Raw genomic sequence first — 26,771 nt, 5'->3', positions numbered from 1 at the left:
TGGAGGATGAAATAGATGATAGGTTTGATTGTTGCGAGGTCAAAGAATAATGTTATAGGCAAGAATGGTAATATACCATGGAAAATAAAGGGAGAACAAAAGCAATTTAGAGAGTTAACAACGGGTAATGTGGTTATTATGGGGCGAAAGTCTTATGAAGAAATCGGTCATCCGTTGCCTAATAGAATGAATATTGTTGTTTCCACCACAACAGAGTATCAAGGAGATAATTTAGTTTCAGTTAAATCATTAGAAGATGCATTATTATTGGCTAAAGGACGAGATGTATACATATCTGGTGGATATGGACTATTTAAGGAAGCTTTGCAAATAGTAGATAAAATGTATATCACAGAAGTAGATTTAAATATTGAAGATGGAGATACATTCTTTCCAGAATTTGATATCAATGATTTTGAAGTTTTGATAGGGGAAACACTTGGTGAGGAAGTGAAATATACGAGAACATTTTATGTAAGGAAAAAATGAATTGAGTAAATTTTGGATTTAGGGTGTTTTCATAAATATATTGCTTTTTATGCATATATAAATTGTTGTAAGACAAATTCCAGTTTGTATGGGGCGATAAAATCAGAATTTGAGAGAGGATTGAATATGAATAAGGAATGGTCTGAACTTAATAAAACAATGCAGGCACAAATAAAAAAGAAAGATACTTATAAGAGGGGTATTGATACTTTACTTACTTTACGAAGTCAGTTAATACAAACCTTAGTATCTTTCAAAGAAGAATTATGCAGAGAAGATTTTAACTCAATCCCCTTCATAAACGCTGATGGTTATCATAGTAAGACGATTGCTTATTCTATTTGGCATATTTTCCGCATTGAAGATATAGTTGTGCATACAGTGATAAATGAAGATGAACAAGTATTTTTTGCAGGCAATTATCAAGAGCGTATCAATTCACCTATCATTACAACAGGAAATGAACTCATGAAACAGCAGATTGCAGACTTTTCAAAACAGCTTAATCTGGAAGAATTATATTTATATATTTTCGAAGTATGGGAAAGCACTGAGAAAATGCTTGAACGGTTATCTTATGATGAATTGAAAAGAAAAATACCGAAAGAAAGAAAAGGATACTTAGAATCGTTGAATGTAGTAAACGACAATGAAAAAGCAATTTGGCTGATTGATTATTGGTGTAATAAAGATATTTGTGGACTAATTCAAATGCCGTTTTCAAGACATTGGATTATGCACACAGAAGCCTGTTTGCGTATAAAGAACAAGATACATTCATAGGCAAAAATTTCAGTTTGTAGAACTAAGGAAATTGGAATTTAAGGAGGAATAAAGTATGGTTAGTGATTTTATAAGAGCAGCATTTCCATGGATTTTAATGGGTTTATTTGTAGCAATCAGTTGTTCCCTTATGAGTAAAAAAGAGAAATAAATTCCTGTTTGTATTTATAAAAGAGAAAAAATGAGAAAAGTAGTTTTATTTATTGCCATGAGCCTTGACGGATATATTGCGGACGGTAATGGTGGAGTAGCTTGGCTAAATGGTCATGGAAATGACAATGAAAACATCGACACTTATACAGAATTTACCAAAGATATAGATACTGTCTTAATGGGGTGGAATACTTCTCATCAGGTTGTTACTGAACTTTCTCCGCAAGAATGGGTATATAATAAATTTACAACTTATGTATTAACACATAAAGAGTGCAATTCTTCCCAACAAATTCATTTTACAAGTGAAAATCCTGTTTTATTATTGGAACGGCTAAAACAAGAAGCAGGAAAGGATATTTGGATTTGTGGCGGAGCAAATCTTGTTCAGCAGTTGGTAAGCAAAAATATGATTGATAAATATTACATTTCTGTTATTCCTACTCTGTTAGGAAATGGGGTTCGTCTTTTGGGCAACATAGACAGGGAAATAAAGTTAAGGCTTTGTAAAACACAGACTTATAACGGAATAACCGATTTGATTTATATGCGTAGATAACTAGAGAGAAACAGAAAAGCTGTTAAACCGACGGAGCGATCCGACCACGTTGGCGGGAAAATCCTTAAGATTTTTCCGCCATGCTTGCAAGGGGGCGGTTCGCTTCGGCGGTTCGGCGAGCTTGCGAGCCGTTCAAAGCCCCCGTTATCTAACAGGGGGGTACTATTACAAAGGACAAGAGAAAAAATAAATACAAAACTGCTGATATGCAACGATTTATAAGGTTATAAGAACTTATTTCACTTCACACCATATTCTTTTTACCCGACAGGTCTAAAACAGCATATCAATAGAAAATAAATATAAGATACAAGGTGTATGCTCCTATGAGTATATGCCTTTTTTGATTGGAGGAATGAAGCATGAATGATATAGAATTTATTGAAACATTAAAGCAAAAGAGAAATGCCTGTGATTATTCTCAATCACGACTGGCACAGGAATTGCAAATTAGCAGGCAGAACTTAAATGAAATTGAAAACGGAAAAACAAAAGCCAGTAAAGAAATGAAACATATACTTTTACATTATCTTGATTATTGTAATTGTACACAGCCTTTCACTTTAACGATTGACTATCTGCGTGTTCGTTTTCCTACCACAGACGCATTGGAAATTATAAAAAATGTACTGGCAATGAAAAGCGAATATTTTATACATGAAGATTACGGAATGTTTGGTTATGAAGAACAGTATATCTATGGGGCTATTAGTGTAAATGCTTCTAAAGATAGTTCTATGGGTGTTTTATTGGAATTAAGAGGTATGGGGTGTCGAAACTTGGAATATGTTTTACAGGCAAGAGGGATAGACTGGTATTACTTTTTAAGCAGTTGTATAGATTATCAAGGTGTTTTTAAACGCATAGATTTGGCGGTCAATGATATGGGCGGATTGCTGGATATAGAAATTCTAAGGGAACGTTATTATGCCAACAAGGTATGGAAACGTTCAAGAACCCATGAAGCAGTAGACAGCGGAAAATTATCGGGTACACATGGAGATACTGCAAAAACTTTTTATATCGGTTCAAAGAATAGTTCTATTTACTTTTGCTTGTATGAAAAAGAAAAGGAACAAAAAAGCAAAGGCATAAAAACAGACATTAAGAACCGATTTGAAATTCGTTTAAAAAGTGGAAAAGCAGAACAAACGATAGAACAACTTGTTTTTTCAAGAAATCCCGAACAGACCATATCAAGCCTTATCCTCACACAGATAGATTTTCCCGTTTATATTTTATGGGATATATTTTTAGATAATGTAACGACTTCACTTCCGTTTATTATGACGCCTGTTGCTGTCAATATGGATAAAACAAAACGTTGGTTAGAAAGACAGGTCATGCCCTCTTTATTGATGATAAAAGAGATTGAAAAGCAAACAGGAGCAAATTATCTGGAAGAAATCGACAGACATACACGACTAACAGAAAAGCAGGAATTAAAAATTAAACAAATGACAACAGACATAGCAGATATGATTGAGAAAGATACCGCTGTTCCACAAGGGAATGACGGTATTTTTTAATTTCTTCAAAAAATCTGCAACAAAACGGCTACTTGCGTACAGATATGGTGCGAGGAAAGGAAATCTAACTTTTTTTGAAAACAGGTCATTAAATCGGTGGTTGCTGTCCCTATATGATGTGAAAGAAGAAACGATTTTCAATTTCAACTTAACAATCCGTAGTTTCCATTCCCTATATGGAGCAAAGAAAATCTTTTATTCCACAGTTGGCAGTTACGGTGTTGCATGGGTAGTTAGGGGGTGAAAAGAAATCTTTTCATCATCAACTTAGCAGAATGACACTTTCTTTCCCTATATGGTACAGGAAAAGAAAAAAGTTTTGAATATTGGTTACGCTTCTGCTCTTTTCCAACGCGGTATACAGGAAAGACGATTTTCTTCTTTCATGTTCTTTGACAACTGAATAAAGCAATTCAATACGTTTGACAGACAGCGAGCCGTTGAAACAGATACGCCATGACCTTTTCCCTGCAAAAACGAGCGACAACCTATTTGTGTTCCTGTAAAAGATTTGTCCTCTTTTATCGCCATGACCTGTCCTGTCTGATAATGATACTCCCGTACAGCCACAGCTTGAGCGTTTAGAGCGTCGCACGCAATGGGTACGGCTACATAAGAACTATGCAGAGGTGGAACTCCTGTGGGCTATGACAAAAGCCGTTGAATTGCTTAGAAAGATTTTACAGAAAGGGGGTATGTGTTATTGCTGATATTGTAAAAACAATTCAAAAGAAAAATAACAAAGGTGGCATTGGTAACAGAGGAAAAACAAAGATTGTTGTAAAAGAGCATTTTTCCGAAAAGGGAAAGACAATGGAAGAACTTTTAACTGATGTCATGCTGGAAAAAGCAAAGCAGACAATCGCATAAAATCGGTGCAGTTGTAAGAAATAGATTGAATGACAAAAAGTACCCGTGTTATACTTTATTTGCAAGCAGGTATTGTAAACACGGGTTAGTTATAAAGGAGGATAACTGACAATGAAACAACAGATTTACAATACTGCACTTTATCTTAGGTTAAGCCGAGATGATGAATTACAGGGCGAAAGTTCCAGCATTACCACACAGAGAAGTATGTTGCGTTTATATGCAAAAGAACATCATTTGAATATTATTGATGAATATATTGATGACGGCTGGTCGGGAACAAATTTTGACAGACCGAGTTTTCAAAGAATGATTGAGGATATAGAGGCAGGAAAAATCAACTGTGTTGTGACAAAAGACCTTTCCCGTCTTGGCAGAAATTATATTATGACAGGACAATATACAGAATTGTATTTCCCTAGTCATAATGTCCGCTACATAGCGATTGATGACGGTGTAGACAGCGAAAAAGGCGAAAGTGAGATTGCACCATTTAAGAACATTATCAATGAATGGGTGGCTAGAGATACAAGCCGTAAAGTCAAATCAGCCTTTAAGACAAAGTTTGCAGAGGGTGCTCATTACGGTGCTTATGCTCCGTTGGGATATAAGAAACACCCTGACACCAAAGGCAAACTGTTGATTGATGATGAAACAAAATGGATTGTTGAAAAAATCTTTTCCCTAGCCTATCAAGGTTATGGAAGTGCAAAAATCACAAAGATACTGCGAGAGGAAAAAGTTCCAACAGCGTCATGGCTGAATTTTACAAGGTATGGTACTTTTGCACATATCTTTGAGGGAAAACCCGAAAGTAAACGTTATGAATGGACGATTGCTCATGTCAAGGCGATATTGAAAAGTGAGGTTTATATCGGAAACAGTGTTCACAATATGCAGTCTACGGTATCGTTCAAGAGCAAAAAGAAAGTGCGTAAGCCCGAAAGTGAATGGTTTCGAGTAGAAAACACTCACGAGCCGATTATTGACAAGGAAGTGTTTTATCGTGTGCAGGAACAGATAAAATCAAGACGCAGACAGACAAAGGAAAAGACAACACAGATATTTGCAGGGCTTGTCAAGTGTGCAGATTGTGGCTGGTCTATGAGGTTTGGAACGAATAAAGCAAATAAGACACCATACAGTTATTATGCTTGCAGTTTCTACGGACAATTTGGCAAAGGCTATTGTTCTATGCACTATATCCGTTATGATGTATTGTATCAAGCCGTATTGGAGCGATTGCAGTATTGGGCTAAGGCAGTACAGCAGGACGAGGAAAAGGTATTGAACAAGATACAGAAAGCTGGCAATGCAGAGCGAATACGGGAAAAGAAGAAAAAAGCAAGTACATTGAAGAAAGCCGAGAGCCGACAAAATGAGATTGACCGTTTATTTGCGAAAATGTATGAAGATAGAGCCTGTGAAAAGATAACAGAGCGAAATTTTGTGATGTTGTCTGGCAAGTACCAAAAGGAACAAGTGGAATTGGAAGAACAGATAACAAACCTAAGAGAAGAATTAAATCAAATGGAGCAGGATATGATAGGTGCTGAAAAATGGATTGAGTTAATCAAGGAGTATTCCGTACCAAAGGAACTGACAGCACCGTTATTAAATGCAATGATAGAAAAAATCCTCATACATGATGCAACAACGAATGAGGATAACGAAAGAATACAGGAAATTGAGATATATTACCGATTTATCGGAAAAGTTGAGTAATCAACCCATATTTTTAACTAAGGGAAAGCGGAAGGTCCTTTCCAGATGTGAATCTGATCGAGGAGATTTGCAGAGAACTGGATATCGAAGTAAGTGAACTGTTGGCCGGGAAAAAGATAGAACCGGAGCATTATAAAGAAGAGACCGAAAAGATGCTTATGGGAACAGTAAGAGAAAATACGATGCACAGGTTTCAGCTGATTATTTATCTGTTGATGACTTTACCATTTGTATTAATATTATTGCCGATATTATGGGGGGATCCGGTATGGATGTTGAATGTACTGTTCTGGCCAGAAGGAAATGTATTGCTACTAAAAGGACGAAGCATATTGTTGATTGGTCTTATTATAGTGTTCATGTGGTGTGGTTCCTATCTGGAACGTTACCTGCCAGAAAAAAATCTCAGACATTCCAGCAAGAAAGTAGAACTGTTTTATGCAACTATGGGAGCTGCATGGATGATCTGTAGTGTTGGCGCAGGTGCTGTAATAAATGGAATTAAAGCAGGTGGTGTAGAAGGAATTGCAGCGGCAGGTATTGGAACAGTGATAACGGTTCGATGCAGTATCATTTATTTCAAGAGAGCGATAGAAACAGCAAAAGCAAACAAAGAAAAGTATGAAGAGGAGAACCCGGAGGAAAAATAGATTTTACTCATATTTTATGTAAGCATTTATTATATTAGTAGTAACTACATAAAATTGGTGGATGCCGGATGAAACAGATTATAAAAAGAGGGATAGTGTTTTTGCTAGCGGTTGTTATGATGACCTGCCAGAGCAGTATCTTAAGTCTGGCGGAAGAAGAAAGGGAAACTACAGAAAATACAGATAATGAAGAAAAAGAGCAGAAGGAGACAGAGGATACAAAAGAAATGGTATCGGCTCCGTCTGCTCTTTTAATGGAAGTATCGACTGGGAAAGTTTTGTATGAAAAGAATGCAGATGAGAAACGCCCGCCTGCAAGCGTAACGAAGATTATGACACTTCTGCTTGTATTTGACGCACTGGATGCTGGAAAAATAAAACTGGAAGATCCGGTGACCGTTTCTGAGTATGCTGCATCTATGGGTGGTTCCCAGGTATTTCTTGAACCGGGAGAGACACAGAGCGTTAAGACGATGATCAAATGTATTGCTGTGGCAAGCGCCAATGATGCGGCAGTGGCAATGGCAGAACATGTCGGAGGCAGTGAGAAAGTGTTTGTCGGACAGATGAATAAGCGAGCAGAAGAGCTGGGAATGATGCATACACATTTTAAGAACTGTAACGGTCTGGATACAGACGGACATGAGACAACAGCAAGAGATATTGCAAAAATGTCGAGAGAGATGCTGCGTAAACACCCTCAGATTGAAAAGTATTGCAAAATCTGGATGGAAGACATTACACACGAGACGAAAAAAGGAAAGACAACATTCGGACTTAGCAATACGAATAAACTGATCAGGCATTATGCATATGCAACCGGACTGAAAACAGGTTCTACCGGAAAAGCAAAATTCTGCATTTCTGCGACTGCAAAAAAAGACGATGTAGAACTGATCGCAGTGATCATGGCGGCAGATGACAGTAAGAAGCGGATGAAAGATGCCATTTCTCTTCTGGAATATGGATTCGGCTCATGCAAAGTATACCGGGAGAAAGAAAATCTGAAATTAAAAGAGATAAAACTGATACGCGGCAAAAAAGATATGTTTAAAATTATGACGGAAAAAAGGTTTTCCTATGTCCTGTCACAGGGAGAAGATATATCCAAAATCAAGCGTTCTCTTCATATAAAGAAGAATCTGCATGCACCGGTGAAGAAAGGTGACAAAGTGGGAACAATAGAATATACACTGGATGGAAAGTCGATTGGAACTGTTCCGGTTGTATCGAAAGAAAGTATCGGCAGACAGAGATTATTTGATGTTATCCGGGAGTTTGCGTCTTCTTTTCTGTTTGCAAAGTCCTGACATTAATTATATACTGTTACTGAATGAAATGAAGGAGAACATATATGCTGAAAGACAAAAGATATTTTTTATTTGACATAGACGGAACATTGGCAGTGGACGAGACTTTATATGACGGAACAAAAGAACTGCTGGATTATATAGAGGAAATTGGAGGGAAATCCTTTTATATCACAAATAATTCTGTGAAAAGCAGAAAAGATTATATAGAAAAATTTGCCCGCTGGGGGATCCGGGCGGAGGCATCCCAGTTTATGACAGCATCTTATGCAACCTGTGAGTATTTGAAAGCGCACTATGCCGGAAAAAAGCTTTTCGTTCTCGGTACACCATCTTTCAGAAAAGAAGTAGAAGAATGTGGATTGTTTGTAACAGAGCAGGTAGAGCCGGATGTTGCCTGTGTTGTGGCAGGATTTGACCGGACGCTTCATTATGGAAAAATCGAGACAGCCTGTGAATTGCTTCTTCGCACGGAAGTGGATTATATCGGTACAAATCCAGATTACCGTTGTCCGACAGCGTTCGGCTTTGTGCCGGATTGTGGTGGAATCTGTGAAATGTTAAAAGTGACGGTTGACCGGACGCCTTATTATGTCGGGAAACCGAATCCGGAGATTGTACGGATGTGTATGGAACAGGTGAATGCCAGGCCGGAAGAAGTGCTGGTAGTCGGAGACCGTTTGTATACGGATATTGCCTGTGGCATCAATGCCGGAGTGCAGACGGCACTCGTCTATACAGGGGAAGCAAAGCCGGAAGACTTAAAAGAGACAGAATATATGCCGGATTATGCATTCGCAGATATTCGTACACTGTTGCAGGCATTTAAGAGGGCAAAAGGAGAGTAAGCCGTGCAGATCATAGCAGAAATTATTCTCGTTCTGGCTATTCTTGCCGGAATCGAGATTTACAGAGAAGTACATTGTTTTAAGAGAACCGATTATGCGATCGTATCTGAAAAACTGAATATTCCGGAAGGAAAAGAAAAGAAAATTGTATTTTTAAGTGATCTTCATAATCAGCAATACGGACAGAATAATGAGAACCTTGTAAAAGCGATCCGTGAGTCTGATCCGGATTTTATCTGGATTGGCGGTGATATGTTGATCGGAAAAGAAGATACCGATTATGCGCCGGCGCTTTCTTTTGTAAAAGAAATAACCGGGATCTGCCCGGTTTATTGTGCGAGTGGTAACCACGAGCAGCGTATGAAAGAGAACCCGGAAGATTATCAATATTCTTATGTGGAATACAAAGAAGTATTGGAGGCTTGCGGAGTACATTTTCTGGAAAATGAAACAGTGCGTTTTGCGGAGTATAATGTCACACTTCGCGGGCTGGAGATTCCGTTATCCTGTTATCGGCGTTTCCGGAAAGGTACGCTTACTGTGGAAGAAATAATCGAACGGATCGGACAGCCAGATGAGACAACATACGAGGTATTGCTTGCACATAATCCAACTTATATGGAGACATATCAGAAGTGGGGGGCGGATCTTGTGCTGTCCGGACATCTGCATGGAGGTGTGGTGAGAATACCGGGAATCTTAGGGGTTATTTCTCCGGCATTTGAACTATTTCCGAAATATTCAGGTGATCTGTACCGGGATGGCGACAAAATCAGTGTTGTAAGCAAAGGTCTTGGAACGCATACATTTCATATCCGTCTGTGGAATCCGGCGGAATTTATCGTATTGCATTTGAAAACTTGTAATTAACAGGAAAATTCTGTATAATAAATTGGTTACGGTATATGAAAATAATGTGAGGATGAGAAATGGGAATTCCGGTAAAACTACAGGTGTTTGAAGGTCCGTTGGATCTGCTTTTACATTTAATAGACAAAAATAAAATAGATATTTATGATATTCCAATCGTAGAGATCACAAACCAGTACATGGACTACATCAAAGCCATGGAACGGGAAGATCTGAATACTATGAGTGAGTTCCTCGTTATGGCGGCTACGCTTCTGGATATTAAGTGCCGGATGTTACTTCCAAAAGAAGTGACGGAAGACGGGGAAGAGGAAGATCCGAGACAGGAATTAGTAGAACAGTTACTGGAATATAAGATGTATAAATTCATGTCCTATGAGTTGAAGGACAGAGAGACAGATTCGGAAGGAATCCTGTACAAGGAAGCAACTATTCCGGAAGAAGTCATGGAATATGTGGAGCCGGTCGATCTGGACAAGCTATTAGGAGATCTTACGCTGGCAAAACTGAACCGTATTTTCAAAGATGTCATGAGACGTCAGGTGGACAAAGTCGATCCGGTGCGGAGCAAATTTGGTAAAATTGAAAAAGAAGAAGTGACGCTGACAGACAAGCTTGGCTATGTTTATGAGTATGCAAAGGAACACAGAAACTTTAGTTTCCGGAGTCTTCTGACAAAGCAAAGTTCAAAAACACAGGTTGTGGTAACATTTCTTGCGATTTTGCAGATGATGAAGGAAGGACAGATCAGTATCAATCAGGAACAGCCGTTTGATGACATTCTGATCACTTCGCATGTAGGAGAAGAAAGGTATGGAGACAGTGGAGATCAATAGATTAGAAAGCGCAATAGAAGCAATTTTATTTACAATGGGAGACTCTGTGGAACTTGGCAAGATTGCATCTGCCATTGAACACGATGAAGAGACAACAAGAAAGATCGTCCATCAGATGATGGATAAATACCAGGCAGAAGATCGCGGAATCCAGATCGTAGAACTGGAGGATTCTTTCCAGTTATGTACGAAAAAGCAAAATTATGATTATCTGATCCGTATCGCCAAACAGCCGAGACGGTATGTGCTTACAGATGTCCTGCTGGAAACGTTGTCGATTATTGCGTACAAACAGCCGGTGACGAAGCTGGAGGTTGAAAAGATCAGAGGTGTGAAGTCGGATCATGCAGTGAATAAACTGGTGGAATATAACCTTGCCTGTGAAGTGGGAAGGCTGGATGCGCCGGGTAAACCGATTTTGTTTGGAACGACAGAAGAATTTCTGCGCAGATTCAGTATCCAGTCTGTAGATGATCTTCCGGTTCTGAATCCGGAACAGGTGGAGCATTTCAAATCAGAAGCGGAAGAAGAAGTGCAGCTAAAATTAGATGTATAGATTCTGGACTGTCTGCATACATTTAGGATAGTAATGTATGGGCGGTGCAGTATGAAAAATAGAAGAAACAGAGCATGTATTTTGCTTATTGTTTTTCTTGTGAGTTGGTGGAGCCGGAAACCGGTTGCAGTTAAAGCAGAGGGAGAACAGTTTGCAGAACAGTTATACGCCCGGTCGGCAGTCCTGATGGATGCAGATAGTGGGCGTATTTTATTTGAAAAAGAAGGAAATGCGGTGCGCCCGATGGCAAGCACAACGAAGATTATGACGTGTATTCTGGCACTGGAAGAAGGAAAAACAGGCAGTGAAGTAAAAGTATCAGAAGAGGCATGCCGGCAGCCACAGGTCCGTCTCGGCGTGCGGAAAGGAGAAAATTACAGACTGAAAGATCTGTTATATTCGCTGATGCTGGAGTCCCATAACGACAGTGCAGTGCTGGTTGCGGAAAACGTTGCCGGGAGTGTACAGAAATTTGCTGTGGAAATGAATAAAAAAGCGAAAGAGATTGGATGCAAAGATACACACTTTGTGACACCGAACGGTCTGGATGGAACAGATGAAAAAGGTGCACATCGGACGACAGCAGAAGATCTTGCACGGATTTTCCGATATTGCATCACAGAATCGCCAAAACGAGAACAGTTTCTTGAGATTACACGAAAGGAGATGTATTCGTTCCAGAACATCGAGCAGACAAGGACATTTTCCTGCCGGAATCATAATGCGTTTTTGAAAATGATGGATGGGGCACTAAGCGGAAAAACGGGATTTACAGCGAAAGCAGGATACTGCTATATCGGAGCGTTAAAAAGTGATAACCGGACATTTATTGTGGTACTTCTTGCCTGCGGGTGGCCAGGGAACCGTTCTTATAAATGGAAAGATACGAGAAAACTGATGGAGTATGGACTGAAAAATTATCAAAAGGCAGAGTTTCCGGATGAAGAAGGAATCCAGGTATATATAAAGGATGCTGTAAATAAAGGAAATCCATACCAGAAAGGGGAACATCTGACGGCACATATCCAGAAAGAAACAGAGAAAATCCTGATGAGAAAAGATGAAAAATTGGAAGTAAAAAAGAAGATTCCGAAGAATCTGCATGCGCCGGTGAAAAAGGGAGAACAGATTGGTGAAGTACAGTATTTCCTTAACGGAAAAGCCGTGTGTGCCTGCCCGGTTATTGCAGATGAAACGGTAGAAGCCCGTTCACCGGGAGGATGTCTTGCGTTTGTTATGAAAAAGCTGTTTTTGTCACCATAGCATTAGGATGGAGCAATCAGTGGCAGGTTTTGCAGGTAAAAGGATTTCATATGGGACGGTTGCGCTTGTGCAAAGAAAAAAGTATAATGTTTTACATATGACAAAAGACGAAAACGAGGAATAAAAACATGGCAATTGAAAAAGTAAAAGCATATTTTAAGAATTATGGGATGGAAGACAGAGTCATGGAGAAAGATAGTTCCAGTGCAACGGTGGAAGAGGCAGCAGATGTATTAGGCTGCGAGCCGGGAAGAATCGCTAAGACACTGTCTTTTCATCTGGATGAAAAAGTAATCTTGATCGTAACGGCGGGAGATAAGAAGATTGACAATAAGAAATACCGTACAGAGTTTGGAAGCAAAGCGCATATGCTGAAATTCGAGGAAGTAGAACTGCTGGTAGGTCATGCAGTCGGCGGCGTATGTCCGTTTGCTGTCAATGAAGGCGTAGAGGTATATCTGGATGAATCACTCAAAGCTTATAAAACGGTCTATCCGGCAGCAGGAAGCGGCAACAGCATGATCCAACTTACGATTCCGGAACTGGAGCGATACGGACAGTGTAAGAAATGGATCGACGTGTGTAAATAAAGTGTGGCGATATCAGAAATTCTCTTTGACTTGTTCCGGAGAGTATGCTAGAGTAAAAATGTATTTAAGCATGCTGAATATAAATACATTCTGTAATTCAACATCGGCACTTCGCCGGATTATTTCACAGAGAGAGACGAAAGTATATTGACAAAACAGAACAAGTGTACTACTATTGTAAACAGAAAAACGAACATGCGTTCGTCGCGAGAGAAGGAGATAACTTTTATGGCAGGTAATGATACAAAGAATGAGAATAAGAAGAAGGCATTAGATGCAGCCATTGCAAAGCTGGAGAAGGATTTCGGTAAAGGTACGGTTATGAAGCTGGGAGATCCGGCAGCACAGGTTGCAGTTGAGACAATTCCGACAGGATCTCTGAGTCTGGATATCGCGCTCGGTATGGGCGGTGTGCCGAAGGGACGAATTGTAGAAATTTACGGACCGGAGTCCAGTGGTAAGACAACGGTTGCGCTTCATATGATTTCAGAAGTGCAGAAGCAGGGCGGTATTGCCGGTTTTATCGATGCAGAGCATGCGCTGGATCCGGTATATGCAAAGAATATCGGTGTAGATATTGATGAGCTTTATATCTCACAGCCGGACAGTGGAGACCAGGCGCTGGAGATTGCGGAGACGATGGTGCGCTCCGGAGCTATGGATATTATTGTTATTGATTCGGTAGCGGCTCTTGTACCGCGACAGGAGATCGAAGGAGATATGGGAGATTCACACGTTGGTCTGCAGGCAAGACTGATGTCTCAGGCGTTGCGTAAACTGACGCCTGTAATCAGCAAGTCCAATTGCGTCGTGATCTTTATCAACCAGCTGCGTGAAAAAGTCGGTGTTATGTTTGGCAATCCGGAGACAACTACCGGCGGACGTGCACTGAAGTTCTACGCATCTGTCCGTATGGATGTCAGAAGAATTGAGACATTGAAGCAGAGTGGTGAGATGATCGGTAACCGTACAAGAGTGAAGATTGTGAAGAATAAGATTGCGCCTCCGTTTAAGGAAGCAGAATTTGATATTATGTTTGGTAAGGGAATCTCCAAAGAAGGAGACATCCTTGATCTCGCAGTAAACCTTGGACTGGTAAGCAAGAGTGGATCCTGGTTTGCGTATAATGGTGATAAGATCGGGCAGGGACGTGAGAATGCCAAGAACTATCTGACAGAACACCCGGATATCATGGAGGAACTGGATCACAAGATCCGCAAGCACTATGCATTTGAAGACGGTGAAGAGGAAGAAGAACAGACAGAGACTCCAAAGAAAGCTGAGAAAGAGTAATGACAGTCACCAGAGTGGAACCACTGACAAAGACAAAGTTCCGCATCTATATAGATGAACATCCGGCATTTGTTCTCTATCAGGGAGAGGTTAAGCGGTATCATTTGGCAGAGAGCCGGGAGATAACAGAAGACATATATCAGAAGATCCGGAGTGAGATTGTACTGAAACGTGCAAAGCTTCGAGCCATGCATTTACTGACAGATATGGGGAGAACGGAGGAGCAACTCCGTACGAAGCTTAAGCGTGGAGGCTATCCGGATGATATCGTGAAGGAAGTAATTGCTTATGTGAAGTCTTTCGGCTATATCAATGATGCGGCTTATACCCGCAGCTTTATCGACAGCAGGAAGGATAAAAAGAGCAAGAGAGAGATTTATGCGGCGCTGGCAGAGAAGGGAATCGCAAGAGATGAGATTGACGAGGCGATGGAAGAGTGTTACGGGCATGAAGATGCCAGACATGCGATCATGACGCTTCTTGCAAAGAAGCATTATGACCCGGAGACGGCGGATCATGTGCAAACCCGCAAAATACTGGGCTATCTGACGAGAAAAGGATTCCGCTATGAAGACATACGTCAAGTAATACAAGTTTCTGAGGGGAGCGCTTGACATCTTTGGTAAAACAGTATAAAATTTAAGTGTTGTATTTGTACGTTGTATTTTTACAATAAAAATTAAATAAGGAGGTGCTCCTGTGCCGGACGGAATTATGATTGCTGTTACAGTAGTGCTTGTCATAGCAGGTGTAATCATCAGTCATTTTGTTACAGTTTCGAATCTGCGTAAGAATGCAGAATCGAAGATCGGAAATGCAGAATCAAAGGCGCGTGAGATCATTGATGATGCAGTGAAGACGGCTGAGGCAAAGAAAAAGGAGTCTCTCTTGGAAATTAAAGAAGAGTCTATCAAGAACAAGAATGAACTTGAAAAAGAGACAAAGGAACGCAGAGCTGAATTACAGCGTTATGAGAAGCGTGTACTTTCCAAGGAAGAGACTTTGGACAAGAAAGCAGATGCTATAGAAAAGCGTGAAGCAGGATTTGCAGCAAAGGAAGAACAGCTCAGACAGCGTGAAACTAAAGTAGACGAGCTGAGTAAGCAAAGGGTACAGGAACTAGAAAGAATCTCAGGACTTACCTCCGAACAAGCAAAAGAATATTTGTTGAAAACTGTTGAAGAAGATGTGAAACATGACACTGCCAAGATGGTAAAAGAACTGGAAGCCCAGGCAAAGGAAGAAGCGGACAAGAAAGCAAAGGAATATGTAGTAACTGCTATTCAGCGCTGTGCCGCGGATCATGTTGCTGAGACTACGATTTCCGTAGTACAGCTTCCAAGTGATGAGATGAAGGGCAGAATTATTGGTAGAGAGGGACGTAATATTCGTACACTGGAGACGATGACAGGTGTTGAACTGATTATTGATGATACACCGGAAGCAGTTGTCTTATCCGGATTTGATCCAATAAGAAGAGAAGTTGCACGTATTGCACTTGAAAAATTAATTGTTGACGGACGTATTCATCCGGCAAGAATTGAGGAGATGGTGGAAAAGGCACAGAAAGAAGTCGATACGATGATTCGTGAAGAAGGAGAAGCAGCAGCGTTAGAAGTCGGTGTTCACGGAATCCATCCGGAACTGATCAAGCTTCTTGGACGTATGAAGTTCAGAACAAGTTATGGTCAGAATGCGCTGAAACATTCTATGGAAGTTGCACAGTTATCTGGACTTCTTGCAGGGGAAATCGGACTGGATGTCCGTACTGCTAAGAGAGCAGGACTTCTGCACGACATCGGTAAATCTATAGATCATGATGTAGAAGGATCGCATATTCAGATTGGTGTGGATCTTTGTAGAAAATACAAAGAGTCTGCAACGGTTATTAATGCTGTCGAAGCACATCATGGAGATGTAGAACCGGAAACTCTGATTGCATGTGTTGTACAGGCTGCAGATACGATTTCTGCTGCAAGACCGGGTGCGAGAAGAGAAACATTAGAAACATATACAAACAGGTTAAAACAATTAGAAGATATCACCAACCAGTTCAAGGGTGTTGATAAATCTTTTGCAATTCAAGCAGGTAGAGAGATTCGTGTTATGGTAGTTCCAGAACAAGTATCTGATGCAGATATGGTATTAATGGCCAGAGATATAGCAAAGCAGATCGAGTTTGAACTCGAATATCCTGGACAGATCAAAGTCAATGTAATCCGTGAATCACGTGTTACAGACTATGCCAAGTAGAAGATAAAATATAGGCAGAATCGGTGAATATCGGTTCTGCCTTTTGTTATGGCAACGAGGAAAATGTGCCATGTATGAATGGCAGCATTTGATGACTGCTAATCAGTGAATAAAACTCGCGAAGCGTGTTTTGTTGCTGTTGTGGCAAGGAGGTAAATTATGAGCAATGAAGTAAAGAGAGTAAGCAGAGAACTGGCTTATACAGGAACAGTTCTAAAAATATACAAAGACCGTATGGAATTTTCGAATGGCAATCATGAAGACTGGGATTTTATTCACCATGACGGAGCGGCTGCCGTAATTCCGGTTATGGATGACGGCAAGATTCTGATGGTCACACAGTACCGTAATGCACTGGAGCGAGATACACTGGAAATCCCGGCAGGAAAGCTGGATGCACCAGGAGAGCCTGGAATCGAATGCGCAAGAAGAGAACTGGAAGAAGAGACCGGCTACAGGGCGGAGAATATAGAGTGGCTTATGGATCTGCGTACAACGGTCGCATTTTGTGATGAAAAGGTAGAGATTTTTCTTGCAAGGGATCTCAAACCTGCGAAACAACATTTGGATGAGAATGAATTTATCCAGGTGAAGGCATATACATTGGAGGAGTTAAGGGAGATGATCTTTACCGGCAAGATTGAAGATTCCAAGACAATCGCCTCAATTTTGGCATATGAATCCAAATACTGTCATTAAATGTATTTATTTTAGATAAGCCTCTTAAAAAACACTGTCATTAGTAAGAAGAATCCTGACATATAATAAATTATCTTTAGGTCGGGAGGCGTGGCAATGCGTGAATATACAAAAATCTGGGTAGCAGTATATGCAGCGGGAGTGATGGCAGGAATCCTATATGCGAATTTGATTGCGCAGGAGTCCATCATGCAGATGGGAATATTTGCAGAAAATCATTTAACAGAGAGTGTGAAAGTGTGCGTACCTGGACTGGAATATATATGGTACATTGTGCGTATGCGCCTGTTACCTCTTTGCATTCTTACGCTTGCAGGGGCAACAAGATGGAAAAAGACAAGTGCGGTACTGTTTTTTCTATGGACAGGTTTTCTGGCAGGCGTATTGTTCTGCGCAGCAGTCTTACAACTTGGAATAAAAGGTATATTTATCTGCGTGCTGGCACTGCTGCCACATATGCCTTTCTATGTCGCGGCATATGTGGCAATATTGATCTATTTACTGAATTATCCTGTTGTAAATCGCTGGAATATAAATAAGACAACTGGTGTATTAATTTTGTATGCTATCGGTATTTTCCTGGAATGCTATGTGAGCCCAGCTGTCCTTCGGTTCGCACTGAATCTGTAATGATAATGCAGATAAATGAAACAGAAACAAAACATAAATATCTGGCTTAACAGTAGTCCAGTCAGGTATCCTCGGATTCCGTATGCCGGGATGCTGAGATAGATACTTGCAATACGGATGAGTATTGTAAACATATTGATGAAAAGGGATATGCCAGCTTTACCGATTCCGTTTAAAATACTGATAAATGTTGTATTCGTATACAGAAATGGACAGATCCATGCGAGTGTAAAAATGTATCTGGATGCTAAAGGACTGTGAAAGAGACATACTCCTATAAAAGAGCTTGAAAGCAGAAGCAGGATACAACATGCGCTTCCGAGCAAAATGCACGTAGTTGTCACTTTACGTATCAGACGACGTAATTTTCGGGTATTGTTTTCTGCTTCAATCTGTGCCACAGATGGCAGGATCATTGTTGCAAGAGATCCGGTCAGCGCACTTGGAAATAGGATACACGGAAGTGCCATTCCGGTCAGTACACCGTAGATACGAAGAGATTCATTCCGATCCAGACCGTAATATTGTAGATTCCATGGAATGGAGAATGCCTCCAGACATTGCAGCAGTGTAAGCATGATCCGGCTTATGGTAAGCGGAATTGAAAAACGAAGCAGTGAAAGAAATGCCTTTAAATTATCCAGACAGCACAGCCTTCGGAGAAAAAGGATGTCTGTTGATTTGCGAGATGATAATGTCTCGGAATATGAATTTAAACTGTGGAGACAATACCATGCTGCGGCAGCTTCGCCTGCGATCATTCCAAGTACTGCAACGGAGACAGAAAAATGCTGCCCGTGTCGGATGCCAAAAGAATAGACTGCATATACAGAAAGAATTCGGACAGACTGTTCCAGAAGTTGAGACCAGGCGGGAATTTTAGCCTGTTTCATACCGAAATAATAGCCGAGGATACAGCAGTGGATGGCAGCAAAAGGAAAACAGTAAGAGAGCAGGAGCAGCAGGGATTTGCATGCCGGTTCTTTCAACAGCGTACATGCGATATCATGCGCATAGTGCTGCGTAAAAAGCATAAGAATCACCGAGAGAAAAACAGTATAAATCATAGAAGTAAAAAGAAGCAGGTCTGTTTCTTTTTTTTTTCCTTTAGCAACGTAACCGGCAACATGTCGGGAAAGCGCAGTCTGGATTCCGGCGCATGTTATGGCAATCCCCAGTGTATAGACCGGGAAAATGAGCTGATACAGCCCGACATTTGCTTCGCCGAAGGTGTGACTTAAATACATACGGTAGAAAAAACCGAGGAATCGTGATATAAAAGCGGCAAGGGTCAGAACAAAGGTTCCTTTCAGGATGATATGTTTCTCTGTCATAAACAGACTCCTTTCGGTCGGAAAACCGCTGAAAATATTATTATATTATATTTGAATGAAGTCCTTGACAGAACTTTAAGAGGGTGCTATTCTACAAAAGGAAAAATCCTAGTAATTTAGTGGGAATTGAATTGGTAGGAATTAAAGAAGGTGATGAGATGAAGCTCTCCACGAAAGGCAGATATGGCTTAAGGGCAATGATAGATCTTGCCAGATACAGTGAAGAGGAACCGGTTTCTATTGGAAGTATTGCAATGAGACAGGGAATTTCCGAACGGTATCTGGAGCAGCTCGTGGCTAAGATGAAGAAAGCAGGTCTGGTGAAGAGTATCCGGGGAGCCTCCGGCGGGTATGTACTGGCAAAAGATTCCAGTGAGATTTCAGTGGGAGATATTTTGCGGGCACTCGAAGGAAGTCTGGAACCGGTCAAATGTGCAGCTTTTTTTTCAGAAGAAGGATGTATGGCTTCTGAAGGCTGTGTAACCAAATATGTCTGGCAGAGGATTAACGACAGCATCAATCATGCAGTTGATGAGATAATGTTAGATGAACTGGTAAAAGAAAGCAAAGAAATGAATCCACACGGTGTATATGATCATACGAAGTGTACTCATTCAGAATAGAAAATGGAGGAATTTATCATGGGTAAACTGTTATATCTTGATAACGCAGCAACAACAAAAACAGCACCGGAAGTCGTAGATGCAATGCTTCCTTATTTTACAGAGCATTATGGAAATCCTTCCAGCGTTTACAGCTTTTCGTCCGGTAATAAAGAAATGATCAGCAAACAGAGAGAAGCAATTGCTGATACACTTGGAACCAGTGCAAATGAAATTTATTTCACAGCAGGTGGTTCAGAATCTGACAACTGGGCGTTGAAAGCAACAGCAGAAGCATATGCAGGGAAAGGCAATCACATTATTACAACAAAGATCGAGCATCATGCGATCCTTCACACTGCACAGTATCTGGAAAAAAGAGGATTTGAAGTTACTTATGTAGATGTAGATGAAGACGGAAAAGTAAAACTGGATGAATTAAAAGCAGCAATCCGTCCGACAACCATCCTGATTTCTGTTATGTTTGCAAATAACGAGATCGGAACGATCCAGCCGATCAAAGAAATCGGTGAGATTGCCAAAGAGCACGGTATTTTATTTCATACAGATGCAGTACAGGCATATGGACAGCTTCCAATTAATGTAGACGAGTGTCATATTGACATGCTCAGTGCAAGTGGACATAAATTTAACGGACCGAAAGGAATCGGTTTTCTTTATATCCGTAAAGGTGTGAAGATCCGTTCATTCGTTCATGGTGGAGCACAGGAAAGAAAACGTCGTGCAGGTACAGAAAATGTTCCTGGAATTGTCGGAATCGGAACAGCAGCAAAGCGTGCTGCGAATACAAGAGAAGAGAGAGTGGCAAAAGAGATCGAGGTCAGAGATTATCTGATTGATCGTGTATTGAAAGAAATTCCATACTGCCGTCTGAATGGACACAGAACTGACAGACTTCCAAACAATGCCAACTTCAGTTTCCGGTTTGTAGAAGGAGAATCTCTTCTGATCATGCTGGATATGAAAGGAATCTGTGCATCCAGCGGATCTGCATGTACATCCGGATCTCTTGATCCTTCCCATGTACTACTTGCAATCGGACTGCCTCATGAAATCGCACATGGCTCTTTGAGACTGACGATCAACGAAGAGATCACAAAAGAAGACATTGATTACGTTGTGGATAATCTGAAAGAGATCGTGGCACACTTAAGAAATATGTCACCATTATATGAAGATTTTGTAAAGAAACAGAAATAAATAACAAGACACAGACAAGATATAAGATACAGGAGGAATTTAATATGTATTCAGAAAAAGTAATGGATCATTTTCAGCATCCGAGAAATGTCGGAGAGATAGAGAACGCCAGCGGAGTAGGGACAGTTGGTAATGCAAAATGTGGAGATATCATGAGAATTTATCTTGATATCGATGAGAACCAGATCGTGCGTGATGTCAAATTCAAGACATTTGGATGCGGAGCTGCTGTAGCAACAAGCAGTATGGCGACAGAACTTGTTAAAGGAAAGTCAATCCAGGAAGCAATGGAGGTAACAAATAAAGCCGTAATGGAAGCGCTGGACGGACTTCCGCCGGTAAAAGTACACTGCTCACTTCTTGCAGAAGAAGCAATTCATGCAGCACTCTGGGACTATGCAACAAAAAATGGTATTACGATCGAAGGATTAGAGAAACCAAAGTCTGATATTCACGAAGGTGAAGAGGACGAAGAAGAGGAATATTAAAGCCGGGAGACAAACATGGAAAAAAGCATGGATAAAAAGAAGGTAGTTGTAGGCATGTCAGGAGGAGTTGACTCCTCCGTGGCTGCCTGGCTTTTAAAAAAACAGGGATACGATGTAGTAGGGGTAACGATGCAGATCTGGCAGGATGAAGATGAATTTGTCCAGGAAGAGAATGGCGGATGCTGCGGTTTAAGCGCCGTAGACGATGCCAGACGCGTAGCAGCAGCAATCGGTATCCCTTATTATGTTATGAATTTCAAGGAAGAATTCAAAGAACATGTCATTGATTATTTTGTAAATGAATATAAAAATGGAAGGACACCGAATCCGTGTATTGCCTGTAATCGATATGTAAAATGGGAATCTCTCCTGAAGAGAAGCCTGGATATCGGAGCAGATTATATCGCGACCGGTCACTATGCGAAGATCGAACAGCTTCCAAACGGACGCTATGCGCTTCATACATCCGCAACCGGAGCAAAAGACCAGACTTATGCACTCTATAATCTGACGCAGGAACAGCTTGCGAGAACACTTATGCCAGTCGGGGAATATACGAAAGACCAGATCCGTGAGCTTGCATCGGAAGTCGCACTTCAGGTGGCGCACAAACCAGACAGTCAGGATATCTGTTTTGTTCCGGATGGAGATTATGCTTCTTATATAGAAGAGTATACCGGAGAGAAGATGCAGCCGGGCAATTTCGTGACAAGTGATGGAACTGTTGTAGGCAGACATAAAGGAATCATCCATTATACAGTAGGACAGAGAAAAGGGCTCGGACTTTCTCTCGGATATCCGGTATTTGTCCTTGAGATCAGACCGGAGACGAATGAAGTAGTAGTTGGTTCCAATGAAGAGTCCATGTCGCGTTATGTCCGTGCCAATGCGGTTAATTTCATGTCTGTGGAGAACCTTAAAGAACCGAAACGCGTCTGGGCGAAGATCCGTTATAATCACAGAGGCGCCTGGTGCATGGTGGAGAAAACAGGGGAAGATGAGATCCTCTGTACATTTGAAGAACCGCAGAGAGCAATTACGCCGGGACAGGCAGTTGTCCTCTATGACCAGGATTATGTGCTTGGCGGTGGAACGATCATCGGAGACAGCTAGAGAATACGAAACAGTAAATGAAAAACAGTGACAGGAGGAAATGCGATGATGCGGGCAGATGTGCATATGCATACGAATTTTTCACATGATTCAAAATCCGCACCGGAGGAGATGATCCTTGGTGCGATAGCCAAAGGGCTTCAGGCAGTCTGTTTTACGGATCACCACGACAAAGATGATTTTGCATGGGGACCGGAAGAAGTGTTTAAGCCGGAAGAATATTTTAAAGTAATGCCGCCGCTGCGGGACAAATACAAAGATAAGATTGATGTACGGATCGGTGTAGAAATCGGACTTCAGCCTTATCTGGAACCGTTTTACCGGGAATTTGTAAAAAAATATCCATTTGATTTTGTGATTGGATCCGTACATTCCACACATAAACTGGATATCGCACACGGAGAGATCTTTGATGGAAAAACAGATGAAGAAGTTTACCGGGAAGTTCTGGAAGAGATGCTGGAAGATGTCCGTATTTATGAAGATTATGATGTGCTCGGACATCTGGATTATATGATCCGTTATGGAAAAGATAAAGAACAGGCATATTCGTATCTGAAATATGCAGAGCTGATCGATGAGATCCTGAAAAATATCATTGCAAAAGGCAAAGGACTTGAACTCAATATGGCAGGATTAAAATATGGACTTCCATATGCACACCCACACCCGGATGTATTAAAAAGATACCGGGAGTTAGGTGGAGAGATCATCACAGTCGGTGCAGACGGACACTGTCCGGAGCATATTGCATGGGATTTTGACAAGGCAAATGGCATATTGCGGGCATGCGGTTTTACATATTATACAGAATTTAAGCAAAGAAAGCCTGTTTTTAAGCAACTTTCATAAAAATATAGAAGACACTTGAACTTTTGTACCAGATTTAGTACAATTAAGCCAGTTGGGAGTGCTTTAAAATGTTAAAGCGTTCACAATAAAGTATAGTTAGAATAAACTTTAGGAGGAATTGATCATGGCAGTAAAAGTAGCGATTAATGGTTTTGGACGTATTGGACGTCTGGCATTCAGACAGATGTTTGGAGCAGAGGGATATGAAGTAGTTGCAATCAACGACTTAACATCTCCTAAGATGCTTGCTCACCTGTTAAAATATGATTCATCACAGGGAAAATATGCACTGGCTGATACAGTAGAAGCTACAGAAGATTCCATCATTGTTGACGGAAAAGAAATCAAAATTTATGCAAAGGCTAACGCTGAGGAACTTCCTTGGGGAGAAATCGGAGTAGACGTTGTCCTTGAGTGTACAGGTTTCTACACATCTAAAGAGAAAGCATCTGCACACATCAAAGCAGGAGCAAGAAAAGTTGTTATTTCCGCACCGGCAGGAAACGATCTTCCTACAATCGTATACAATGTAAACCATACAGAACTGAAACCGGAAGACACAGTTATTTCCGCAGCTTCTTGTACAACAAACTGCTTAGCTCCAATGGCTAAAGCATTGAACGACCTTGCATCTATCAAATCTGGTATCATGTGCACAATCCATGCTTACACAGGAGATCAGATGACACTTGACGGACCGCAGAGAAAAGGTGATTTAAGAAGATCACGTGCTGCTGCAGTTAATATCGTACCTAACAGCACAGGTGCTGCAAAAGCAATCGGTCTTGTTATTCCAGAATTAAATGGAAAATTAATCGGATCTGCTCAGCGTGTTCCAACACCTACAGGATCTACAACAATTCTTACAGCAGTTGTTGACGGAACAGTTACAGTTGACGAAGTAAATGCAGCTATGAAAGCAGCTTCTACAGAGTCTTTCGGATATAACACAGATGAGATCGTTTCAAGCGACATCGTAGGAATGAGATATGGTTCTTTATTTGATGCTACTCAGACAATGGTTCTGCCATTAGACAACGGAACAACAGAAGTTCAGGTTGTATCTTGGTATGACAATGAGAATTCTTACACAAGCCAGATGGTAAGAACAATCAAATACTTCTCTGAATTAGCTTAATTATGACTCAAAAAAGGGTCCGGTCTTATTGGACCGGGCCTCTTTTTTTGAATATTAGGAGGTAAACGATATGCTTAACAAAAAATCAGTTGATGACATCAACGTAAAAGGAAAAAAGGTACTCGTAAGATGCGATTTTAACGTACCGCTTATCGATGGTAAGATCACAGATGAGAATCGTCTTGTAGCAGCTCTTCCAACAATCAAGAAGCTGATTGCAGACGGAGGTAAGGTTATTCTTTGTTCTCACCTTGGAAAGCCGAAGGGAGAGCCAGTACCGGAGCTGTCTCTGGCACCGGTTGCAGTACGCTTATCAGAACTGCTCGGACAGGAAGTTAAATTTGCAGCAGACAGAGAAGTCGTAGGCGAGAATGCAAAAGCAGCAGTAGCTGCAATGAAAGACGGAGATGTTATTCTTCTTGAGAATACCCGTTACAGAGCAGAAGAGACAAAGAACGGGGATGCATTCAGCAAAGAACTCGCTTCTCTTTGCGATGTATTTGTAAATGATGCATTTGGTACAGCACATCGTGCGCACTGTTCCAATGTGGGTGTTACAAAATATGTGGATACAGCAGTTGTAGGATATCTTATGCAGAAAGAGATCGATTTCCTCGGAAATGCAGTAAACAATCCGACAAGACCGTTTGTTGCGATCCTTGGAGGAGCCAAAGTATCCAGCAAGATTTCTGTAATCAACAACCTGCTTGACAAAGTTGACACACTGATCATTGGTGGTGGAATGTCTTATACATTTGCAAAAGCAGAAGGTGGTACAGTTGGTAAGTCCCTTCTGGAAGAAGATTACTGCCAGTATGCACTGGACATGAAAAAGAAAGCAGAAGAAAAAGGTGTAAAACTTCTTCTTCCTGTAGATAACGTAATCGCAGATGATTTCTCTAACGATGCAAATATCAAAGTTGTAAAACGTGGCGAGATTCCGGACGGATGGGAAGGACTTGACATCGGACCAGAAACGATCAAGATTTTCTGTGATGCAGTAAAAGACGCAAAGACAGTTGTATGGAACGGACCAATGGGATGTTTCGAGATGCCGAACTTTGCAAAAGGAACAGAAGCAGTAGCAAAAGCGCTTGCTGATACAGAAGCTACTACAATTATCGGCGGCGGCGATTCTGCAGCAGCTGTTAACCAGCTTGGATACGGTGATAAGATGACTCATATCTCTACTGGTGGCGGTGCATCCTTAGAGTTCCTGGAAGGAAAGGAACTGCCGGGTGTTGCAGCTGCAAATGATAAGTAAAGACTTACAAATATAAAATTAGGGAGAGATAAAAATGGCTAGAAAGAAAATTGTAGCAGGAAACTGGAAAATGAACAAAACTCCAAGTGAAGCAGTTGCTTTGGTTGAAGAATTAAAACCATTAGTTGCTAACGAAGAAGTAGATGTTGTATTCTGCGTACCTGCAATTGATATCATTCCGGTTGTAGAAGCATGTAAAGGAAGCAACATTGAAGTCGGAGCAGAGAATATGTATTTTGAAGAAAGCGGAGCTTACACAGGAGAAATCTCTCCGGCAATGCTCACAGACGCTGGTGTTAAATATGTTGTTCTCGGCCACTCTGAGAGAAGAGAATATTTCGCAGAGACAAATGAGACTGTTAATAAAAAAGTCCTCAAAGCATTTGAACATGGTCTTACACCGATCATGTGTTGTGGAGAGACGCTTGAGCAGAGAGAACAGGGTGTAACAATGGATTTCATTCGCCAGCAGGTTAAAGTCGGATTCCAGAATGTTACAGCAGATCAGGCTAAGACAGCAGTTATCGCTTATGAGCCAATCTGGGCAATCGGAACAGGTAAGACAGCTACAACAGAGCAGGCTGAAGAAGTATGCGCAGGAATCCGTGCATGCATCGCTGAAGTATATGACGAGGCAACAGCAGAAGCAATCCGCATCCAGTATGGTGGATCTGTAAATGCAGGAAATGCTGCTGAATTATTTGCACAGGCAGATATCGACGGTGGTCTTGTCGGTGGAGCTTCCCTGAAAGCTGACTTTGGCAAGATTGTAAATTACAAATAATAAGTATTTTGACTGCTTCGATTTCTGTATGCAGGAATCGAAGCAGTTTTTAATTGCAAAAAACGAGAA

Annotated in this window: 27 protein-coding genes and 1 pseudogene; 27 read left to right on the top strand and 1 reads right to left on the bottom strand. The window is 41.0% G+C overall.

Translation table 11 applies throughout. From position 1 onward, the window contains the following. The first annotated feature begins 15 nt into the window (after positions 1-15). The 19 genes and pseudogenes from dfrF to DXC04_RS02860 all read left to right on the top strand — a co-directional run bounded on the left by dfrF (position 16) and on the right by DXC04_RS02860 (position 17,906). Positions 16-511, top strand: a pseudogene (gene dfrF / locus DXC04_RS02960) (trimethoprim-resistant dihydrofolate reductase DfrF). A gap of 104 nt (positions 512-615) precedes the next feature. Then, positions 616-1,272: a hypothetical protein gene (locus DXC04_RS02955; protein WP_002303420.1), complete on the top strand. Its 657-nt coding sequence runs from the start codon at positions 616-618 to the stop codon at positions 1,270-1,272. A gap of 181 nt (positions 1,273-1,453) precedes the next feature. Continuing rightward, entirely contained in the window at positions 1,454-1,984 is a 531-nt protein-coding gene (locus DXC04_RS02950) for a dihydrofolate reductase family protein (protein WP_002303421.1), read from the top strand. A 362-nt stretch (positions 1,985-2,346) separates the two neighbouring features. Next, positions 2,347-3,513 (top strand): XRE family transcriptional regulator, encoded by a 1,167-nt coding sequence (locus DXC04_RS02945; protein WP_118659831.1) that lies wholly within the window; start codon positions 2,347-2,349, stop codon positions 3,511-3,513. Positions 3,514-4,173: 660 nt separating this feature from the next. Beyond that, a complete protein-coding gene (locus DXC04_RS02930) occupies positions 4,174-4,383 on the top strand; it encodes a tRNA wybutosine-synthesizing protein 3-like protein (protein WP_118659829.1) in 210 nt (69 codons plus the stop codon). Between the two features lie 111 nt (positions 4,384-4,494). Further along, positions 4,495-6,108 (top strand): recombinase family protein, encoded by a 1,614-nt coding sequence (locus DXC04_RS02925; protein WP_118659827.1) that lies wholly within the window; start codon positions 4,495-4,497, stop codon positions 6,106-6,108. A 47-nt stretch (positions 6,109-6,155) separates the two neighbouring features. Then, positions 6,156-6,758 (top strand): hypothetical protein, encoded by a 603-nt coding sequence (locus tag DXC04_RS02920; RefSeq protein WP_118659825.1) that lies wholly within the window; start codon positions 6,156-6,158, stop codon positions 6,756-6,758. Between the two features lie 68 nt (positions 6,759-6,826). Beyond that, positions 6,827-8,068 (top strand): D-alanyl-D-alanine carboxypeptidase family protein, encoded by a 1,242-nt coding sequence (locus tag DXC04_RS02915; RefSeq protein ID WP_330411786.1) that lies wholly within the window; start codon positions 6,827-6,829, stop codon positions 8,066-8,068. Between the two features lie 44 nt (positions 8,069-8,112). Further along, positions 8,113-8,916 (top strand): HAD-IIA family hydrolase, encoded by an 804-nt coding sequence (locus tag DXC04_RS02910; protein ID WP_117537160.1) that lies wholly within the window; start codon positions 8,113-8,115, stop codon positions 8,914-8,916. A 3-nt stretch (positions 8,917-8,919) separates the two neighbouring features. Beyond that, positions 8,920-9,786 carry a metallophosphoesterase gene (locus tag DXC04_RS02905; RefSeq protein WP_021860531.1) on the top strand — a complete coding sequence of 289 codons (867 nt, stop codon included), beginning with the start codon at positions 8,920-8,922 and terminating at the stop codon, positions 9,784-9,786. A 59-nt stretch (positions 9,787-9,845) separates the two neighbouring features. Beyond that, entirely contained in the window at positions 9,846-10,622 is a 777-nt protein-coding gene (locus DXC04_RS02900; protein WP_118659823.1) for a segregation and condensation protein A, read from the top strand. Next, positions 10,600-11,178 carry an SMC-Scp complex subunit ScpB gene (gene scpB, locus DXC04_RS02895; RefSeq protein ID WP_021860529.1) on the top strand — a complete coding sequence of 193 codons (579 nt, stop codon included), beginning with the start codon at positions 10,600-10,602 and terminating at the stop codon, positions 11,176-11,178. Before DXC04_RS02900 ends, scpB begins: the two co-directional genes overlap by 23 nt. 51 nt (positions 11,179-11,229) lie before the next feature. Continuing rightward, positions 11,230-12,441: a D-alanyl-D-alanine carboxypeptidase family protein gene (locus tag DXC04_RS02890; protein WP_118659821.1), complete on the top strand. Its 1,212-nt coding sequence runs from the start codon at positions 11,230-11,232 to the stop codon at positions 12,439-12,441. Positions 12,442-12,569: 128 nt separating this feature from the next. Further along, positions 12,570-13,031 (top strand): YbaK/EbsC family protein, encoded by a 462-nt coding sequence (locus DXC04_RS02885; protein ID WP_021860527.1) that lies wholly within the window; start codon positions 12,570-12,572, stop codon positions 13,029-13,031. Positions 13,032-13,259: 228 nt separating this feature from the next. Then, positions 13,260-14,324, top strand: a complete 1,065-nt coding sequence (gene recA / locus DXC04_RS02880) for a recombinase RecA (RefSeq protein ID WP_021860526.1) — start codon at positions 13,260-13,262, stop codon at positions 14,322-14,324. Beyond that, positions 14,324-14,938 carry a regulatory protein RecX gene (locus DXC04_RS02875; RefSeq protein ID WP_118659819.1) on the top strand — a complete coding sequence of 205 codons (615 nt, stop codon included), beginning with the start codon at positions 14,324-14,326 and terminating at the stop codon, positions 14,936-14,938. Before recA ends, DXC04_RS02875 begins: the two co-directional genes overlap by 1 nt. Before the next feature lie 100 nt (positions 14,939-15,038). Further along, a complete protein-coding gene (gene rny / locus DXC04_RS02870; RefSeq protein ID WP_207722368.1) occupies positions 15,039-16,577 on the top strand; it encodes a ribonuclease Y in 1,539 nt (512 codons plus the stop codon). A gap of 159 nt (positions 16,578-16,736) precedes the next feature. Beyond that, a complete protein-coding gene (locus DXC04_RS02865; protein WP_118287849.1) occupies positions 16,737-17,276 on the top strand; it encodes an NUDIX hydrolase in 540 nt (179 codons plus the stop codon). 96 nt (positions 17,277-17,372) lie between these two features. Further along, entirely contained in the window at positions 17,373-17,906 is a 534-nt protein-coding gene (locus DXC04_RS02860) for a stage II sporulation protein M (protein WP_118659817.1), read from the top strand. Here DXC04_RS02860 and DXC04_RS02855 read toward each other — a convergent pair. Further along, positions 17,864-19,240 carry a polysaccharide biosynthesis protein gene (locus tag DXC04_RS02855; protein WP_118659815.1) on the bottom strand — a complete coding sequence of 459 codons (1,377 nt, stop codon included), beginning with the start codon at positions 19,238-19,240 and terminating at the stop codon, positions 17,864-17,866. The genes DXC04_RS02860 and DXC04_RS02855 overlap by 43 nt on opposite strands. Before the next feature lie 158 nt (positions 19,241-19,398). Here DXC04_RS02855 and DXC04_RS02850 point away from each other — a divergent pair, with 158 nt between their 5' ends. The 8 genes from DXC04_RS02850 to tpiA all read left to right on the top strand — a co-directional run bounded on the left by DXC04_RS02850 (position 19,399) and on the right by tpiA (position 26,702). Continuing rightward, positions 19,399-19,863 carry an RrF2 family transcriptional regulator gene (locus tag DXC04_RS02850; RefSeq protein ID WP_118659900.1) on the top strand — a complete coding sequence of 155 codons (465 nt, stop codon included), beginning with the start codon at positions 19,399-19,401 and terminating at the stop codon, positions 19,861-19,863. An 18-nt stretch (positions 19,864-19,881) separates the two neighbouring features. Continuing rightward, positions 19,882-21,063, top strand: a complete 1,182-nt coding sequence (gene nifS / locus DXC04_RS02845; protein WP_118659813.1) for a cysteine desulfurase NifS — start codon at positions 19,882-19,884, stop codon at positions 21,061-21,063. Positions 21,064-21,107: 44 nt separating this feature from the next. Then, entirely contained in the window at positions 21,108-21,551 is a 444-nt protein-coding gene (gene nifU / locus DXC04_RS02840) for a Fe-S cluster assembly scaffold protein NifU (RefSeq protein ID WP_021860518.1), read from the top strand. Positions 21,552-21,578: 27 nt separating this feature from the next. Further along, on the top strand, positions 21,579-22,664 hold the full coding sequence (gene mnmA, locus DXC04_RS02835; RefSeq protein ID WP_118659898.1) for a tRNA 2-thiouridine(34) synthase MnmA: 1,086 nt from the start codon (positions 21,579-21,581) through the stop codon (positions 22,662-22,664). Between the two features lie 48 nt (positions 22,665-22,712). Continuing rightward, positions 22,713-23,516 (top strand): histidinol-phosphatase HisJ family protein, encoded by an 804-nt coding sequence (locus DXC04_RS02830; protein ID WP_118659896.1) that lies wholly within the window; start codon positions 22,713-22,715, stop codon positions 23,514-23,516. Between the two features lie 124 nt (positions 23,517-23,640). Further along, on the top strand, positions 23,641-24,654 hold the full coding sequence (gap, locus tag DXC04_RS02825) for a type I glyceraldehyde-3-phosphate dehydrogenase (RefSeq protein ID WP_021860514.1): 1,014 nt from the start codon (positions 23,641-23,643) through the stop codon (positions 24,652-24,654). Between the two features lie 70 nt (positions 24,655-24,724). Continuing rightward, positions 24,725-25,918: a phosphoglycerate kinase gene (locus DXC04_RS02820; RefSeq protein WP_021860513.1), complete on the top strand. Its 1,194-nt coding sequence runs from the start codon at positions 24,725-24,727 to the stop codon at positions 25,916-25,918. A 34-nt stretch (positions 25,919-25,952) separates the two neighbouring features. Then, the gene (gene tpiA / locus DXC04_RS02815; RefSeq protein ID WP_021860512.1) at positions 25,953-26,702 is read left to right on the top strand and encodes a triose-phosphate isomerase; all 750 of its coding nucleotides are present in this window, start codon (positions 25,953-25,955) and stop codon (positions 26,700-26,702) included. Positions 26,703-26,771: the final 69 nt, after the last annotated feature.

This window comes from Dorea sp. OM07-5 (assembly GCF_003481355.1).
Classification (GTDB): Bacteria; Bacillota; Clostridia; order Lachnospirales; family Lachnospiraceae; genus Dorea_D; species Dorea_D hominis.
The sequence above is the reverse complement of the archived record's forward strand: the minus strand, read 5'-3'. Positions and strand labels throughout refer to the sequence as shown.

Bases quoted from the DNA above. Each gene is read 5' to 3' on its own strand.
- DXC04_RS02885 (WP_021860527.1), top strand. From the start codon at position 12,570: ATGGCAATTGAAAAAGTAAAAGCATATTTTAAGAATTATGGGATGGAA.
- DXC04_RS02910 (WP_117537160.1), top strand. From the start codon at position 8,113: ATGCTGAAAGACAAAAGATATTTTTTATTTGACATAGACGGAACATTG.
- DXC04_RS02875 (WP_118659819.1), top strand. From the start codon at position 14,324: ATGACAGTCACCAGAGTGGAACCACTGACAAAGACAAAGTTCCGCATC.
- scpB (WP_021860529.1), top strand. From the start codon at position 10,600: ATGGAGACAGTGGAGATCAATAGATTAGAAAGCGCAATAGAAGCAATT.
- DXC04_RS02860 (WP_118659817.1), top strand. From the start codon at position 17,373: ATGCGTGAATATACAAAAATCTGGGTAGCAGTATATGCAGCGGGAGTG.
- DXC04_RS02890 (WP_118659821.1), top strand. From the start codon at position 11,230: ATGAAAAATAGAAGAAACAGAGCATGTATTTTGCTTATTGTTTTTCTT.
- DXC04_RS02925 (WP_118659827.1), top strand. From the start codon at position 4,495: ATGAAACAACAGATTTACAATACTGCACTTTATCTTAGGTTAAGCCGA.
- DXC04_RS02830 (WP_118659896.1), top strand. From the start codon at position 22,713: ATGCGGGCAGATGTGCATATGCATACGAATTTTTCACATGATTCAAAA.
- DXC04_RS02850 (WP_118659900.1), top strand. From the start codon at position 19,399: ATGAAGCTCTCCACGAAAGGCAGATATGGCTTAAGGGCAATGATAGAT.
- DXC04_RS02915 (WP_330411786.1), top strand. From the start codon at position 6,827: ATGAAACAGATTATAAAAAGAGGGATAGTGTTTTTGCTAGCGGTTGTT.
- tpiA (WP_021860512.1), top strand. From the start codon at position 25,953: ATGGCTAGAAAGAAAATTGTAGCAGGAAACTGGAAAATGAACAAAACT.
- mnmA (WP_118659898.1), top strand. From the start codon at position 21,579: ATGGATAAAAAGAAGGTAGTTGTAGGCATGTCAGGAGGAGTTGACTCC.
- recA (WP_021860526.1), top strand. From the start codon at position 13,260: ATGGCAGGTAATGATACAAAGAATGAGAATAAGAAGAAGGCATTAGAT.
- DXC04_RS02820 (WP_021860513.1), top strand. From the start codon at position 24,725: ATGCTTAACAAAAAATCAGTTGATGACATCAACGTAAAAGGAAAAAAG.
- DXC04_RS02955 (WP_002303420.1), top strand. From the start codon at position 616: ATGAATAAGGAATGGTCTGAACTTAATAAAACAATGCAGGCACAAATA.
- DXC04_RS02950 (WP_002303421.1), top strand. From the start codon at position 1,454: ATGAGAAAAGTAGTTTTATTTATTGCCATGAGCCTTGACGGATATATT.
- DXC04_RS02900 (WP_118659823.1), top strand. From the start codon at position 9,846: ATGGGAATTCCGGTAAAACTACAGGTGTTTGAAGGTCCGTTGGATCTG.
- nifU (WP_021860518.1), top strand. From the start codon at position 21,108: ATGTATTCAGAAAAAGTAATGGATCATTTTCAGCATCCGAGAAATGTC.
- nifS (WP_118659813.1), top strand. From the start codon at position 19,882: ATGGGTAAACTGTTATATCTTGATAACGCAGCAACAACAAAAACAGCA.
- rny (WP_207722368.1), top strand. From the start codon at position 15,039: ATGATTGCTGTTACAGTAGTGCTTGTCATAGCAGGTGTAATCATCAGT.
- DXC04_RS02865 (WP_118287849.1), top strand. From the start codon at position 16,737: ATGAGCAATGAAGTAAAGAGAGTAAGCAGAGAACTGGCTTATACAGGA.
- gap (WP_021860514.1), top strand. From the start codon at position 23,641: ATGGCAGTAAAAGTAGCGATTAATGGTTTTGGACGTATTGGACGTCTG.
- DXC04_RS02945 (WP_118659831.1), top strand. From the start codon at position 2,347: ATGAATGATATAGAATTTATTGAAACATTAAAGCAAAAGAGAAATGCC.
- DXC04_RS02855 (WP_118659815.1), bottom strand. From the start codon at position 19,240: ATGACAGAGAAACATATCATCCTGAAAGGAACCTTTGTTCTGACCCTT.